Annotated in this window: 13 protein-coding genes and 1 pseudogene; 4 read left to right on the top strand and 10 right to left on the bottom strand. The window is 51.2% G+C overall.

The annotated features are described in order from the left end of the window. Positions 1-4: 4 nt before the first annotated feature. Both AC0YOA_RS18430 and AC0YOA_RS18425 read left to right on the top strand, forming a co-directional pair. Positions 5-2,185, top strand: coding sequence for an alkaline phosphatase family protein (locus tag AC0YOA_RS18430; protein ID WP_475787812.1), 2,181 nt, complete (start codon positions 5-7; stop codon positions 2,183-2,185). Positions 2,186-2,203: 18 nt separating this feature from the next. Further along, a complete protein-coding gene (locus AC0YOA_RS18425; protein ID WP_475787811.1) occupies positions 2,204-4,702 on the top strand; it encodes an alkaline phosphatase family protein in 2,499 nt (832 codons plus the stop codon). 294 nt (positions 4,703-4,996) lie between these two features. On the opposite strand, the gene AC0YOA_RS18420 is transcribed toward AC0YOA_RS18425, so the two are convergent. The 4 genes and pseudogenes from AC0YOA_RS18420 to AC0YOA_RS18405 all read right to left on the bottom strand — a co-directional run bounded on the left by AC0YOA_RS18420 (position 4,997) and on the right by AC0YOA_RS18405 (position 8,526). Continuing rightward, positions 4,997-6,475 carry a multicopper oxidase domain-containing protein gene (locus AC0YOA_RS18420; protein WP_475787810.1) on the bottom strand — a complete coding sequence of 493 codons (1,479 nt, stop codon included), beginning with the start codon at positions 6,473-6,475 and terminating at the stop codon, positions 4,997-4,999. Positions 6,476-6,721: 246 nt separating this feature from the next. Then, positions 6,722-6,913 (bottom strand): YiaA/YiaB family inner membrane protein, encoded by a 192-nt coding sequence (locus AC0YOA_RS18415; protein WP_475770048.1) that lies wholly within the window; start codon positions 6,911-6,913, stop codon positions 6,722-6,724. An 84-nt stretch (positions 6,914-6,997) separates the two neighbouring features. Beyond that, positions 6,998-7,135, bottom strand: a pseudogene (locus AC0YOA_RS18410) (YiaA/YiaB family inner membrane protein); the annotation flags it as partial. A gap of 302 nt (positions 7,136-7,437) precedes the next feature. Continuing rightward, positions 7,438-8,526, bottom strand: coding sequence for a DUF4272 domain-containing protein (locus AC0YOA_RS18405; protein WP_475787809.1), 1,089 nt, complete (start codon positions 8,524-8,526; stop codon positions 7,438-7,440). A 252-nt stretch (positions 8,527-8,778) separates the two neighbouring features. On the opposite strand from AC0YOA_RS18405, the gene AC0YOA_RS18400 reads away from it, so the two are divergent. Further along, positions 8,779-9,039, top strand: coding sequence for a YqkE family protein (locus AC0YOA_RS18400; RefSeq protein WP_475787808.1), 261 nt, complete (start codon positions 8,779-8,781; stop codon positions 9,037-9,039). Between the two features lie 75 nt (positions 9,040-9,114). Here AC0YOA_RS18400 and AC0YOA_RS18395 read toward each other — a convergent pair whose 3' ends face one another. Next, a complete protein-coding gene (locus AC0YOA_RS18395) occupies positions 9,115-9,552 on the bottom strand; it encodes a hypothetical protein (protein ID WP_210044702.1) in 438 nt (145 codons plus the stop codon). A 205-nt stretch (positions 9,553-9,757) separates the two neighbouring features. Here AC0YOA_RS18395 and AC0YOA_RS18390 point away from each other — a divergent pair, with 205 nt between their 5' ends. Then, positions 9,758-10,330, top strand: coding sequence for an SLOG family protein (locus AC0YOA_RS18390; protein WP_210044703.1), 573 nt, complete (start codon positions 9,758-9,760; stop codon positions 10,328-10,330). 98 nt (positions 10,331-10,428) lie between these two features. Here the strand turns inward: AC0YOA_RS18390 and AC0YOA_RS18385 are convergent, their stop codons facing one another. From AC0YOA_RS18385 to AC0YOA_RS18365, 5 genes are all read right to left on the bottom strand, one after another. Beyond that, the gene (locus AC0YOA_RS18385) at positions 10,429-11,262 is read right to left on the bottom strand and encodes a phytanoyl-CoA dioxygenase family protein (RefSeq protein ID WP_475787807.1); all 834 of its coding nucleotides are present in this window, start codon (positions 11,260-11,262) and stop codon (positions 10,429-10,431) included. After that, positions 11,259-11,546: a hypothetical protein gene (locus AC0YOA_RS18380; protein WP_475787806.1), complete on the bottom strand. Its 288-nt coding sequence runs from the start codon at positions 11,544-11,546 to the stop codon at positions 11,259-11,261. The genes AC0YOA_RS18385 and AC0YOA_RS18380 overlap by 4 nt, the downstream gene beginning before the upstream one ends. A 120-nt stretch (positions 11,547-11,666) precedes the next feature. Continuing rightward, complete coding sequence (locus AC0YOA_RS18375) at positions 11,667-13,361, bottom strand: extracellular solute-binding protein (protein ID WP_475787805.1); 1,695 nt, start codon at positions 13,359-13,361, stop codon at positions 11,667-11,669. Between the two features lie 85 nt (positions 13,362-13,446). Continuing rightward, entirely contained in the window at positions 13,447-14,343 is an 897-nt protein-coding gene (locus AC0YOA_RS18370; protein WP_475787804.1) for a carbohydrate ABC transporter permease, read from the bottom strand. Between the two features lie 19 nt (positions 14,344-14,362). Next, entirely contained in the window at positions 14,363-15,331 is a 969-nt protein-coding gene (locus tag AC0YOA_RS18365; protein WP_475787803.1) for an ABC transporter permease, read from the bottom strand. Positions 15,332-15,435: the final 104 nt, after the last annotated feature.

The raw sequence follows: 15,435 nt of genomic DNA, 5'->3' as shown, positions 1-15,435 counted from the left end.
TCCTTTGAAAAAGAGAGTCTGGTTAGCGTGCCTGGCGCTGGCAGTTGTTATTTCGGCTTCCCCTGCCCCCTCCGCATTCGCGGATGATGGCGCAGATACGGGAACGCCTGTTTTCAATGATGAATTCTCAGCCGACGATTTGGCGGATCATTGGCTGGTCGAGGCAGGAAACTGGAACATTGCCAGCGGAAAATTAAATTCCGTTGGCAGCGGACCTTCCAAGAATCAAATTAAAGTCAAGGGCACCGGCGCGATAAAAAATGTATCGCTCCAAATGAGCTTCCGCATGGCCGGCGGGCAAACCAATCCTTACTTCCGTGTTTTTTTGAGAAACACAGGAGGCAACGATAACACGGTCGTGCAGTTTGCCCCAGCGGGCATCAGCGCCGGAGTCGGCAGCCCGGGGAATGCTGTGCTGAACTGCCCCGACTTATTTCTGCCGGATACCGACTATGACATCAAGATCGAGCTGAAGGATAACACGCTGGATGTCTATTACAAGCAGGCTGACGAGAAAGGGTATGCCCTAGCCGGATCGACGGATAAAGTCTCGGCTAAAGCCGGGACCCTGTCGCTCGGCGCGTCCTACGCCTTCTCGTTCGATAACCTGAGCATCAGCGATCTTGGTTCGGAGCCGACCGAGGATCCGGGTACTCCTCCTGACGATACATCGCCAATTAAGCATGCGCTGGTAATTTTTCAGGAGAACCATTCCTTCGATAACTACTTCGGCATTTATCCGTACAACTCGGATCAATTTATCGCACTGCCGGGATCACCGCATGTGAATGGCATACCGAAGGGCATGTATAATCTGGATTCGCAGGGAAACAAGGTGGCGCCATTTCCTTTCCCGCAAGCCACGACAGCCGATCCGAATCACGCATACGCCGGAATGATCAGCTCCTACGATCAAGGCAAAATGGATCAATATATCAGCACGAATAACGGAAATACCGTACCGATGGGCTATTTCGACTATACTTACCTGCCCGCCTATTGGCAGTACGCCCAGCATTTCAGCATATCGGATAACCTTCATCAGCCGATATTCGGACCGTCCACCCCGGGTGCGCTTTACCTGGCTGGCGCACAGTCCGGCAACGCGGGCAAAGCGAATATCACAAATCCGCTGCCCGCTTACGGCCCTGTCGGAAGCAGCACAGGCACCCGCACGGAAGGCATGCATTATCCGAGCATCGGCGACCGGATGGACGATAAGAAGGTCAGCTGGGCCTGGTACCAGCAGGGCTGGTCTACCGGCAGCATCCCGACCACCAACCCGTTCCTGTACTTTGACAACTACGACAAATACAACGAGGACCACAATGAACGGGAGCTGGCTGAGTTCTATACGGACATCGACAACGGCACATTCCCCGAGGTCGCATATGTCAAATCGAACTCGGAGCATCCGGGCGGCAACGGCTCGCCGCTGACGTCCAATTTCTCCGTACAGCTGATTAATAAACTGATGTCCAGTCCGCTTTGGAAGGATTCCGTCGTCATTATCGCTTATGACGAATCCGGAGGCTTCTGGGATCATGTGCCGCCGGCGCAGGTCGATCCGGGACCGGACGGTTTGCAGGGACTCGGCCCAAGATCTCCGCTGATGGTGATTTCACCCTATGCGAAGAAAAACTATGTCAGCAATGTTCAAACGGACACGACGTCCATCCTGCAATTCCTTGAGTGGAACTATGGACTTGAGCCATTGAACGACAGAGATAAGAATGCCGGCAGCTTGCTGGATATGTTTGATTTCAATAATCCGGATTTCACGCCTTACATGTTTCGTGATGCCACCTCCGCTCCAGCTTCTTCATATGGAACCGCGGTGAACGTGAAATTAAACAGCGCACTGCTGGCCAACAGTGTGGCTAACGAGTCTCCTTTCAAAGACACGAATGGCAGGATTATGGTGCCGGTAAAAGCGCTCGCCCGTAATATTAATGCGGTCTATAAGGAGAATAACGGCAAGCTGAGCCTTATCTACAATCATCATTCGGTCCGGTTGACCGTTGGTTCAACAAGTGTCCAGATTGATGGAAAAACCGCTGCGCTGCCGGACCAAATCTGGTTAAGCCCGAAGAACGAGGCTTACGTTTCAATGAAGGATCTATCCGGTTTGCCTGGGTTTACGGTTGATATGAACAGCACGCAGCCAGTGATTACCACAAACTAATTAAGCGGGTGAAATAAATTGAAAACCAAAATGTTAGCTTGGCTGATGGTCTGCGCGATCATGCTGTCAATGATCCAGGCGTCCGCTGCTTCAGCGGACGAAACCGACACGGAGCCGGACCCGGAAGGAGCGGTTGTCTTCCAGGACGATTTCAGCCTGGATTCGCTCGCGACGAAATGGTCTCCGACCTCGTCCGTGTCCGGAAGCTGGAATGTCAGCAACGGCATGCTGAATGCAACCTATACAGCGGCGAATTACAACAACGATACATCGAAAAAGAATACCATCAAGCCGAACGTCAGCAATGTGAAAAACATGTGGTATTATGCAAGCTTCGAGTCCGTCGGCACGCAAACCGGCAATTATATTAAATTTTATTTGCGGTATAACGGGGGTTCCGATGCAACTGTCGTGCAATTCACCCCGACTGGCGTCAAATCAGCCGTCAACAGCGGCTCGCCAGGAAATACGGCAGGCGATCTGAACGTTGCCAAGACATTCAGCCCGAACACCTTGTACGATGTTAAATTCGGATTTCAGGGCAATCAGCTGGAGGTCTATGTGAAAGGCCCAAGCGATGCCGATTATGTCAAGATCGGCACGACCAACAACGTCTCAGCGAATGCGGGCGGGTTTTCCATTACAGCTTCTTATGTTTATTCACTTGATAATTTTGTGATCAAGGATATCGATAAGCATGGACAGGTTATTATACGGGGCGCAGGACCGAAGAAGCTCTTCGCCGTCGGCAGCGATTCAAAAATAGCATTGACCTGGGATGCGATGAGCGGCGCAGCCGGCTACGATGTATACCGGAGCACATCCGCCCTGGGGCCGTTCGTGAAGATCGATTCCAGTTCAACAACCTCCTTTACCGATTCGGGTCTTCCGAACGGGGTCACTTATTATTATTTTGTTACGGTCTCCGGTAAAACGGCTTACTCCAATCTGGGAAGCGCAATGCCTCACGGCAGTGCGGCTCAGCCTACATCCTCACCGATCAAGCATACGGTCATCATTTATCAGGAGAACCGTTCCTTCGACAATTATTTTGGCACATACCCTTATGCGGATGGATTTATGCCGCTGCCGGGAACACCGGAGGTTAATGGAATTCCGGACGGCGCCTACAATCTGGATAAGAATGGCGCGAAGGTCCTTCCGTTCCGATTGGGGCCGGATCAAGCGATAACCGAGGATGTCCAGCATTCTTATGAAGGCATGATTGCAGATTATAACATGGGCGCTATGAACCAGTACGTTATTAAAAATAACAAAACCGTCCCGATGGGGCACTACGATTATTGGGCGGAGCCTTCCCTCTGGCAGTATGCGCAGCATTTCAGCCTGGCAGACAATTGGTACCAGCCGGTCTTCGGGCCTTCGACCCCCGGCGCTCTTTATTTAGTAGCGGCGCAATCCGGAAATGAAGGCACTCCACTCAAGGATGATACCAACCCATCCTTCGGCCCTTATACGGATGCCATCGGCACATGGCAGCCATTAACCTACAAGAACGTGGGAGACGTATTATCGGAAAACAAACTGAGCTGGTCCTGGTACCAGGATGGATACGGCGACGGGAAAGAATATATCCCTCACCATAATCCATTCCAGTACTTCCAGAACTACGGTGATGGCGATTATACCGACAATATAAAGGATTACTCCGAACTGGATAAGGATATCGACAGCGGCAAGCTTCCGGATGTCGTATATGTCAAAGCCGGCGAGGGCGATGATGAGCATCCGGGGAGCAGCGGTCCTACAGCGGCAAGCTTTTCCCTGAAAACCATCAACAAAATCATGTCCAGCCCTTATTGGAAGGATACCGCTATTATTCTCACCTACGATGAATCAGGCGGACTGTGGGATCATGTACCGCCTCCGCAGGTAGATCCGGGTCCCGACGGACTACAAGGCGACGGACCGCGAATTCCGGCTATCGTGATTTCACCTTATGCCAAGAAAAACTATGTAAGCCATGTGCAGTACGATACAACATCCGTTCTGAGCTTTCTCGAATGGAATTATCACCTGCAGTCTTTGAACAACAGGGATGCCAACGCGGACAATATGGTGGACATGTTCGATTTTGACCATCCGGATTTTACGCCTTATATTTTCCGCGAAGATGGTGTGCATCCTTCATCTCCAAGCGGTACGGCCGTTGATGTCAAGCTGAACAACGACCTGATTGCCGCGAGCGGCAAAGGCGGAGATGCCTTCAAGAATGAGAACGGCAGGATTATGGTTCCGCTGAGGGCATTGGCCAGAAACGTGAACGCAGACTTGACTATCGACGGAACCCAGATCATGATGCTCTACCATAATTCTGAGCTGGATTTCACTATGAGTTCCGCACAAGCTCTACTGGATGGGAACACCCTGAAGCTCACCGATGCGATTTGGAAGAGTCCACAAGATGAACCGTATATCTCACTGCAGTCGATTGCCCAGTTACCCGGATTCAAACTGGATACGACTGGGACAATCCCTACAATTAAAGTCCAGTAACCATTAGGATAGTGCCCTAACCCTGTGATCTTGTGGCAAAGCGCCTTCCGCAGACATTTGAATAAGCTCCAGAATGCAAGCTGGCTCCGGTATTTCTAACCGACGTCAGCTTGTTTTATTTTAACTGAAGCAGTTGGTCCTTCTCATTGGTTCCCGGCTGAACAACTCACTATATAAAAAATACACCCCCTATCACTCATCGGATAAACGCTCCAATGGGATTGATAAGGGGTGCACGCAAGGATAAGCTAACACGGCTGATAGAGCAACTGGCTATTCAGTGGTTTTCGGTGGTTATTCGGTCACTTTAACCAGTGTGATAAGCCCGCCCATCTCTCCGCCAGCCATGTCATCGCCGTTCATCGTATGGTCGAGAATATGGCAGTGGAACATCCAGTCGCCTACTGCGCTTGCCGTAAAAGCAATATCATAAATCTCTCCTGGACCGATCAGAATGGTATCCATGCTTTGAGGCTCTGCAATTGGATCTCCGTCTTTGGCGATGACCTTGAAATGCATGCCGTGCAGATGCATCGTATGGACTTCCATTGCATCAATATTCAGCAAGCGGATGCGGACCGTTTCTCCCTTTTTCACTTCAATGGGAGGGGTATCCGGGTAGCTCCGGCCGTTGATGGTGAAATAATCCTTTTCATCCGCCGTCCCGTTAATGGCAAATCCGCTGATCATCATCGTGTAGTCGTGATCATAGTGATCCTCCGGTTTCGGATCTTTGGGATCGACAATAACGGTGCCATACATGCCGTTGCCGATTTGCTTCATATCATTGTAATGCGAATGGTACATGTAGGTTCCGGCATGATTGGCTACAAAATCGTAGACAAATGTTTGACCGGGAAGCACCGCATTTTGCGTAATGCCGGGAACTCCATCCATATCATTGGGAACATCCAGGCCGTGCCAGTGAATCGTTGTCGGCTCCGCAAGCTTGTTCACAAGCGTTACCCGCAGATGGTCGCCTTCCGTCACATGTATGGTTGGTCCGGGGACTTGTCCATTAAACGTCCAGGCCGTAGTCAATACGCCCTGCAAAGGAGACCAGGCATGCTGCTGTGCGGTCAGCGTAAACTCCTTGGCTCCATCTGCAGCGATATGCGGCACCATTCCAACGCCATTGAATACGTCGTTTACCTGCTGATCCTCATCCTGAAACTGCTTGGTATTATCAGGTGTTACGATTTGCACTTGATTCATGGCCTGATTTGCTTTGATGCTTACGTTAAATAACTTCGCAACCGTTTCGTCATAAACATAAACAGTGCCATTGAACAAAACAGGATTGCGTGCAGGAGTCAACATTTGTTCATTGAATACCACCAGAGGTCCGTGATGATCATTCAGAGCATGACCGGGCGTATTCAAAAATGACGGAGAATTTATAAGTACGGCTTGATCGGCAGCGTCCCATTTGACTTGAGCGCCGAGAGCCAAAGCAACGGTACGGATAGGTACATAGGAGTGTATGAAATCCTCACCCAATAACGCTGGCGTGCTGAGGAATTTACCATTTAAGGTAAGGGACATCGTCCCATCCCCGGTCGTTTCGCCTTCCTCATCGTCGTCTATACTCACGCCGGCATTCATGCCTGAACCGGAATCCATGCCCATGCCCGTATTCGTGCTCGTGTCCGTACCTGTACCAGTGCTCGCACCCATATCCATGCTCATGTTCGTATTCGTGCCTGTGCCCATATTCATGCCGGAGTCCATGCTCATACCGGGGTCCATGCTCATACCGGGGTCCATACTCATGCCGGACATCGCTCCGTCATTAGATTTCGCTTGTGCATACTCCAAGGTAAATATGGCTAAAACTGCAAATAAAATCAGAAACTTTTTCAATCTTGTCTCCATCCTCTCTAGGTGTAAAGTCTTATTAAAATTATCCTCTATTTGTGTCATCCCCAAATAAAATTACTATGAATTTTTATTAAGAAATCGTAAAAAATGGACCTCCCGGAAGGGAAATCCATTTCTTGTCAGTATTTATTTCGCCCTCTATTCGTCCTCGCTTTTCAAAAACATATGATCCTCTTCATTGTCGCGGATTGTTTTTTGCAGCACCAGGCAGGCAACGATCAGGAAGGCGCCGCCGATGGCATAGTAGCCTTTCACATGGAAGGGTTCTTCCAGCGTATACAGCCCGATATATTCAGCCAGGATGGCGATTATGAAACCGGCCCAGGCCATAAAGGTAAAGGCGGAGGTGTTGCGGCTTCTGTAGTTTGGCGATTGATCCTTCAGAAATTTATCCTCATCGTTATCTCTGGCAACCTTCTGGAGAAGGAACGAGGTGATGATGATCAGAAACCCGGTAACCGCATAATAGCCTTGTACCGACAGCGGTTGCTTCAAGGTATAGATCCCGGCGAATTCGAAGCCGCATGCCAGCAGGAATGCCGACCAGGCCATAAAGGTATACGTGGGTGTATTGCGTCTGCGGTAAAAATTCATCGTTTTCCGTGATTGTGTCTGTGCTTGCGGCTGCTGCTGCATAGTCTCCATGTGAAGCCCTCCCGTTTGTTGGCTCGTTATTCTTGATGTCCTTATCTTATAAGGAATACCATGATTGCATAAGTACCATCTTTTTATAGTACCTGCTCTTAATTCCCATCGTATGCTTCAAGTCCATCATCCCATCAGTTTCAAGACAGCACAAAGAAAAAGCCCGGCCACTTCCGGACGGATCCGGATGAAGCCAGGCTGTTGGATAATCAGGTATGGGTTGTAACCTCGTCCCAATCCTGATCCATATAGGTCGTGAGCCAGTTCAAGGCGCGGTGCCTCTCATAGACGACGCTGCTGTCCAGACCGGCCGGGACCGGTTTGTTATGGAGCCGGGCGTCCACACATGCCCAGTCAATCCTGTAGATAAGATCGGCCGCATCCAAAATCTCGCTTTTCGGCCGCATCCTTGCATCTGCCAGAAAAGCGTCATAGTTATCGTACCGGTGCAAAATCGACACGGCAGCCTCTACATCACATATGCCGGTAGGCGTATCCAACTGATCCACATACCCCAGAGCCCACAGCATGACCCAAAATCCTTCATAGCACCAGGCGAACTGCACAATCTCCGTTTGATCCGGATGATCCTTCCCGATGAACAAGCTCTCCCGGGGGGAGAAGCAGGATGAAGCATTAAATTGATTCATCACCTGGTTGATCAGCGAGCGTGTCTCCTCAGGCTTATAATCAGTGCCGCAGCACTCGCCCTTCAAAGCGACAATGCACAGTGCGATCGCACGTTTGGCGGTTTCTTCTCTGCTGCGGAGCATGACAGCGTCTTCAGACGCAATGACTGGCAGGCTTTTATTGAACGGTATGCCCTTTTGCGTGAGCAGTCTTTCGGATTGTTCCTTGCGCTGCAGCGCGGGATCCGTAACGTTAAGGTCGTTGTGCAGATAGCTGGTGTGAGCAGTTACAGGCATGTCCTCAATTTGGGAGCGGCCGTCGATATCCATAACGAGTTCTCCCTTTTCATTCAACAGCCTGCGGTCATCCATCAGGATCATGCCGTTTAACTGCTGCGTGATGTGGAGGAGCTCCGAGTAGAACGGCTCCGCTATCTTCTTCCCGGCTTTGACGCCAATGACCATATTAAGCGATGAGATCTGGAGCAGCAGCTTCTTATGAAGCGTTTCATTCCCGGCTCTGATCCTGCTGAAGAAATATCCGATTTCATCGATCATTACCGTGAATGCTTCCGGATCGGCCCGGCTGGTCAACACCGTAAACGTATTTTCAGTTTTACTGAGCCATGTTTTATGCAAAACTTTGATTTCCGTCTTATCCACATTCATTTGTATAGACGCCTTTGGATATAGACTCTCGATGATGCCGGCAACCTGATCTACATTAAACTGAGTACTGTATATGGCACAATTTTTCACAAATGATCACCTTCTTTTGTTGTGTGGGGGGTGATCACAATTATATTTGCTTTTTACGATTCCTTAAAGTTAATTTTTTGCAATATTGCTGTCAAGGCATCTGCTGCTGGTTCCGATGACGGTTATCTGGTAGGATAGAATGAAAAAAACGAGGTGAGCCAAGTGGCGAAGAAAAATAAAACAAAGCCGACCCCCAAGGCGGAGGCCCAGGATAAACCGGCAACGCTGAAGGATCTGCTGCGCCCGGATGTTCTGGAGCAATTAAAAGCGCAAAGCGATGCCTTGAAGGCCGATGAGGCCAAGGCGAAGGAAGAGCAGCGGCTCCGGGCGGAGGAAGCGGCCAATGCCGAGAAGAAACGGCTGGAGAATGATTTTGGACATCTGTTGAAGAACAGCAGCATGGACTGGCGGAAGCACAAATAAGCGATGGAGGCCTGTCCTCCACCGCTCACTGCTTATGACCGTTCAAGACGAATGCAATCCGTTGGCTGCAGAACATTACGCGCCGAAAGGCTGTCCCGTTGGAGCCGGACGATTGGACATTCTGGCCGGCAGCTGCCATGCCGTCAGCACCGCAAGCAAGACAAAAACAATATCCATCCCGCCGAAGAACTCAGCGAAATGTTCACTGAATAAGGTAATCACCTCATTATCGAACATTCCGATCACGCCGCCATTGATCATGTAGCCGAACATAAAATATTTGCCTAGCAATATCCCGGCCAAGCTGCCGATAACCGCAATTGCCTGATGTCCCCGATTCGCTTGTCTGCCTGCGAACAAGGTTACCCAATACCCGGCCAAGCCTCCGATAGCCCATGCGACAAGGCCGATTTCATAGTCCGTGAGCACCACGATAACCGCCCACAGCACCCCTCCGATGACGGCAGCCAGCAATGCGCCTGTCAGAGGCAGTATGATTCTGTTGTTCTCCACTCGCAATCCCCCTATAACTGCTATTATTCTCTCTATTTCTTGACTTTAATTCATTTATATTATCATAGAATATTCCTGTTTTCGACATATTTTACTAAATGTTTAAAGTGGGGCCAGACCGGCTGCATGATATTCGAAGGCAGGATTTGTTTGCACCCGGAACGTTTATTATAATAGGTCTAATAAACCGAAGGGGCGTTAAGCGTTGAAGAATCTTCTGGTGACCGGCTACCGCGCGCATGAACTGAATATTTTCAACCAAAAGCATGTGGGCATTCCCTATATTCAAAAAGCCCTGACCCGGCGCCTTTTCCCTCTTGTTGAAGAAGGGCTGGAATGGGTCATTACACCCGGCCAGTACGGTGTGGATTTGTGGGCCTGCGAGGTCGTGATCGCATTGAAGCATACCTATCCGCAGCTGAAATTGTCCATTATCGCGGCCTTTCAGAATCCCGAGGAGAAATGGAACGACGCCAAGAAGGAATATTACAATGAAATCCTTAAAGGCGTGGATCATTACGCCAGCGTCAGCAATCAACCGTACAGCGGCACCTGGCAGTTCGCCGCCAGAGACGATCTGTTATTCCGCAAAACAGACGGCATCCTGCTGGTCTATGACGAGGATGCCGGCGAAGGAAGCCCCCGCTTCTACAAGGAACGGGCGCTGAAGAAGCAGCAGGCGGAGGGCTACCGCTATATCAACGTCAGCTCGGAGGAGATCCAGGATATCGCCAATGAAGAGAGCTACGAGGACTCTTCTTGGAATGGAATGGCTTGAGCCGGGTCAGCGATTGACCGGCCGGGAGGACAGCCCGGTAGCAAAAAAAGAAACCTGCCCTGCCGCATGAAGAGGCGGAGCAAGTTTCTTTTTTTACATCAAAGCGGGATGTTCATCCTCGACAGCGCTCCCTCGAATGAGACATCGATGGTGTCGTCACCTGTAACATATCGCCACAGCTTCGCCCGCGCCACATGATCGAGACGCCCTTCGTTGCCCTGCCAGATCTCATACCCTCTATAAATGATGTTGGATACTTCCTCGTCCCGGTAGCCCTCCGTATTGAACAGCCCACGCTGCTCCTGGCCGGGGCGCAGCCGCAGCTTGAACACATAACGAGTGTCGTCCGTATGGTTCGGCTGGGCGCAGTGCCAGATTCCTTCGTGAACGAAGAACATGGTGCCTGCCTTGGATACCATCCGCTTCTGTCCGACGATGTTCTTGTACCGTCCGATGCTGGAGGTGTTGACCCGGCGCAGATGCGAACCCGGCAGCACCAGGGTCGGTCCCATCTCGTCAGGCGCATCGTGGGCAAAGTAGAACGCCTGTATGTCAAAGCCGTACTTGCGCGTGTTGATGATCGAATCGGCATGCCATTCCTGCGCCTTGAGATGCTTCGGCTGCACGATATGCAGAGCGGAATGGTCATAAACCGGATAATGGCCGACCAGGCTTTGGATAATCCCCTTCACCTGCGGCAGATCGAATACCTGCTGCATGTACTGGGAATTCTGCCAATACCCCCGCTGCTTGACGCGTCCGCTGCGCTGCTCCTCATCCACCAGCCTGTTCAGCTCATCCGGCACAAGGTTCTCAATATGCAAATAACCGTCGGTGACGAAGGAGGCCATTTGCCTGGCTGTCAGCAGATGCTCTAGGCCCACGGGCTGCGGCTTCTGCTCAGACTTCAGCTCGCTTCCAATGATGTTCATGATACTGCAACTCTCCTCTCAAGCACATATTCATAGGGCAGATGACCGCTCTCATGCTCCGCTCCCCTTAGATAAGTGGGGGCATGAGCCAACTGAATGACAAACCAGCCGTTTCTCATGGCATCGATGACCGATTTATAGGGAGGCTCATTCTGATCCCCCGTATTCATCTGCAGCTGGCTGGCTGGCAGCGCGCCGTCGTATAACGCCCAGGCCACCGTATGGGAATCCAGATCGGGCATAGCAAGATGAAGAATCAACAACTGCTGTCTTTCATTGGCCATAATGTGTATATCCTCCTCTATGGGCAATCCCCAGGCATGGGGACTGCCGCCTTATTCAAGTTGCAATTATGCAAAAAATGATCTTGTAACGATCATATGCCTGCACTTCTGGTTGTATCCTTATTTCGTGCCTTCGTAAGCGGTCTGCATAAGCTCTAGGTAGCGCTTCAGGTTCAAGTTGTCCAAGCCTTTGACGTAAGCATCCCAATCCTTGTCGAGATCCTTGGCTCCCGTGACGAATTGCAGGGCGTTCTGATCGATATAATCCTTAATGTTTGTCTTCATCATCGCCACTTCATCGGCTGTCGCGGGATCGATCCAGATTGCCCAATGCGGGAACAGGTTCTCCGGCTGCTTGCCGTCGTAGAGTTCTGTCGCCTGCTGCAATCTGCGCTCATAGCCTTCGGAGGAATAGATATCATCGGCAGCCACCCAGCTGTCCCTGTACTCCTTCGGATTGTAGTACTGCGCCATTGCACCCCAGTTAGTGTTATGCGGCTTCTCATCCTTCTTGAGCGGAATGGTGGTGAAGTAAGGAGCAACCGCATCATTAATGGCTTTCTCGCTCTCGGCAGGCTTTCTCCAATCCACCCCTTCCTCGCCAAAGTTGGCACGAAGATTCCCTTCCGGCGTCATCATGTAATCGACTAATTTAATCGCCGCGATCTGGGCCTCTTCGCTTGACTTGTTCGTCAGCACGAAGGTTGCGCCGGGATCGCTCGGATAGTTGTAGGTGGCAAAAGAAGCTTTGGGTCCCTGCAGCGGTGCCACCGGATTGTAATCCGCTCCGTAAGGGGCATCGTTGCCCGTGGTCACGAAGATGCCCGGATGCATCGCCTCACCGGCGCCAAGGATTTGAATCTCCGCATTGTCGCCGATTTTCTTGTAGGCTTCGCCGTTCTGCGTAAAGGCTCCCGGATCGATCAGACCCTCGTCATACATCGATTTGACGAAAGCAAGGCCTTCCTTCCACTCGGGCTTGTTGGCCGCAATATCCACTTTGTCGTTGTCCAGCAGCAGATAGGTTCTGTCGTCGTCATAGATGAAGCCGTTCATAAAGTAAGGAATAATATGCTCGCCAGACTCTCCGTTGGCGCCGCTAAGCGGCACTTCATCCGCCTTGCCGTTGCCATTGGGATCCTGCGTTTTGAACGCTTTCAGCACGGCTTTGAACTCTTCGGAGGTCGTCGGCATCTCAAGGCCAAGCTTATCCAGCCATTTGGTATTCAGCCACATTTTGTTCGGGAAGGAACAGTGGTAGCATTCGATCAGCTGGGAAAGTCCGTAAATATTGCCGTCCGGCGCAGTATTCATCGCCTTGTAGAACGGATATTTATCCATAGCCGCTTTGATATTCGGGGCATATTTGTCAATCAGATCGTTGAGCGGGAGAACGACGCCCTGCTGGGCGAAACGAAGCAGGTCCGTCTGCGAGAAGCGGTCTACCCACGGAATCAGCATGTACAGGTCGGGATAGTCGCCGCTGGCAAGCGAGATTTGTCTTTTCTCAGCTGCGCCGTCATACGGAATAGTCTGCCATTCAAACTGGATGTTGAACTGCTTTTCCGCTTCTTTGGTGAAGGAATTGGTTGTGAAATCCGTGTCGGGGTTTTGTTGGGCGAAAATCGAAATCTTAACAGGAGCCGCCGCCGCATCGCCGCTGCCGGCATTCGCATTGCCTTCCGCAGCCGTCCCGCCTGTATTGGCACCATTTCCGTTATTGGCGGCGCCACCGCCGTTATCCTTGGAGCAAGCAGCCAGTACCAGCGTACAGACAAGCATGAGTGACACGATCAAAGCCATCTTCTTTTTCAATCTAATCCCTCCCGTTTGTGTAATCATAAGTCCCCCTTTACACTTACATACAAACTCCCCCTCTCAAGGCCATTCGCCTGATTCGTCAGCCCTTAACGGAGCCGATCAGCATGCCCTGCACAAAGTAGCGCTGAACGAACGGATAGATGATGAGCACGGGCAGGCTGGCGACGACAATCAGGGAATATTTCATCAGATCCGCCATCTGCTGGCGTTTGAGCATTTCCGAAGCCTCCATATTGCCGGTAGCGGTATTGAGGATCAGAATGTTGCGCAGCACCAGCTGCAGCGGATGAAGCGCTTGCGTCTTCAAATAGATCAGGGCGTCAAAGTAAGCATTCCATTGACCCACGGCATACATCAGCACCAGCACCGCAATGATGGGCTTCGACAGCGGGATGACAATACTCCGCATAAACCTCAGATCGCTGCAGCCATCCATCTCGCTCGCTTCCACCAGCTCGTCCGGGATGGAGGATTGGAAGAACGTCCGGGTTATAATGACCTGCCACACCCAGATGGCCTGGGGAATAAGCAGCGCCCATCGGGTGTCGATCATGCCGAGCTGCTTGACCACCAGATACATCGGGATCAGTCCGCCGGAGAAAAGCATGGTGAACACAATGAAGATCATCAGCGCATTGCGCCCGAAGAACGATCTGCGCGACAGCGGATATGCCAGAACAACCGTCAGCGACACGCTTATGAGCGTCCCCGCAATGACATAGAACAGGGAATTCCCGTAGCCCGTAAGCACCTGGGAGTTCTCCAGAACCGCCTTGTAGCCGACCAGGGAAAAGTCAATCGGGAACAGCCATACACGGCCGGACGATACGGCATTCGGACTGCTGAGCGATGAGCTGAAGATATAAATAAGCGGATACAACACAACGAGCAGTACGGCTATCAGCAGGATATAGACAATTGTCAGGAAGATCCGGTCCCCTAAAGATTCCCGGATGCGGACTCGGCTGGTTTGCATCTTTGGATACTCCTCCCTCTTACCAGAGACTATTATTGGATATACGCCGTGCCAGTGCGTTGACCAGCACAAGCAGTATAAGATTGATGACGGAGTTGAATAATCCGACTGCGGTAGCGAAGCTGAAGTTGGCATTGAGCAGCCCGATTTTGTACACATAGGTGGCAATGATCTCGGATGTGCTGGTGTTGAGCGGATTTTGCAGCAAATAGATTTTTTCGAAGCCGATCGCCATAATATTGCCGACGGACAGGATCAGGATAATGACAGCCGCCGGCAGCAGCCCCGGAATGTCGATATGAAGGATTTTCTGCATCCTGGATGCGCCGTCAACCCGGGCAGCCTCGTAGAGCGCAGGGTCCACACCCGCAAGCGCCGCCATATAGATAACTGCGGAATAACCGGCCGTTTGCCATACATCCGACCACACATACACCGACCGGAAAATCCCGGGGTCACCCAGAAAGTTGACCGGCTCCATTCCCATGTTCTGCATGAGTATATTGAGAATGCCAAGCCGCGGGGATGTCAGAAGCATAATAATAGAGACCATCACGACGGTAGAAATAAAATAAGGCGCATACGTTACCAGCTGCACAGCGCGCTTGAAGAAGCCGCTGCGAATTTCATTAAGCCCCAGCGCCAGCAGAATGGGTATCGGGAAGGCGACAACCAGATGATAGAGGCTTATAATCAGCGTGTTTCGGATCAGCACCCAGAAGACCGGATTGTCAAAAAACAGCCTGAAATGCTTGAGCCCGGCCCATGGGCTTCCCCAGATTCCTTTAACAATGCTGTAATCCTTGAAAGCAATGACCGCATTAAGCATGGGGACGTACTTGAATATGATGAAGAAAAGTACAGGGGGGATAATGAGCAGGTAAAACTGCCAATGTCTTCTAAAGCTTCTTCTGGCGTCAGCACGAAGCTTTGCCCCTCTTAAGGCGGTCGTTTTTTTTCCAGGCTGCACAGCCCTAACCGTTTCCATGGATTCCCTCCTCATCGTCTTTTTCGTCATCGTGCGTACCGTTTTTCATAGAGAAAGGCGGGCAGCTGGAAGGCAGGCTGCAATCCGCTGCAATCCCATTCGAA

The organism is Paenibacillus sp. JT22N12 (assembly GCF_056269365.1).
This window is presented reverse-complemented; position numbering and strand designations above follow the sequence as displayed.

What these genes read in the sequence shown, in the direction of transcription:
- AC0YOA_RS18385 (WP_475787807.1), bottom strand. Translation starts at nt 11,262, where the DNA reads ATGAACATCATTGGAAGCGAGCTGAAGTCTGAGCAGAAGCCGCAGCCC.
- AC0YOA_RS18415 (WP_475770048.1), bottom strand. Translation starts at nt 6,913, where the DNA reads ATGGCCTGGGCCGGTTTCATAATCGCCATCCTGGCTGAATATATCGGG.
- AC0YOA_RS18365 (WP_475787803.1), bottom strand. Translation starts at nt 15,331, where the DNA reads ATGGAAACGGTTAGGGCTGTGCAGCCTGGAAAAAAAACGACCGCCTTA.
- AC0YOA_RS18420 (WP_475787810.1), bottom strand. Translation starts at nt 6,475, where the DNA reads ATGAGTATGGACCCCGGTATGAGCATGGACCCCGGTATGAGCATGGAC.
- AC0YOA_RS18370 (WP_475787804.1), bottom strand. Translation starts at nt 14,343, where the DNA reads ATGCAAACCAGCCGAGTCCGCATCCGGGAATCTTTAGGGGACCGGATC.
- AC0YOA_RS18405 (WP_475787809.1), bottom strand. Translation starts at nt 8,526, where the DNA reads ATGAATGTGGATAAGACGGAAATCAAAGTTTTGCATAAAACATGGCTC.
- AC0YOA_RS18380 (WP_475787806.1), bottom strand. Translation starts at nt 11,546, where the DNA reads ATGGCCAATGAAAGACAGCAGTTGTTGATTCTTCATCTTGCTATGCCC.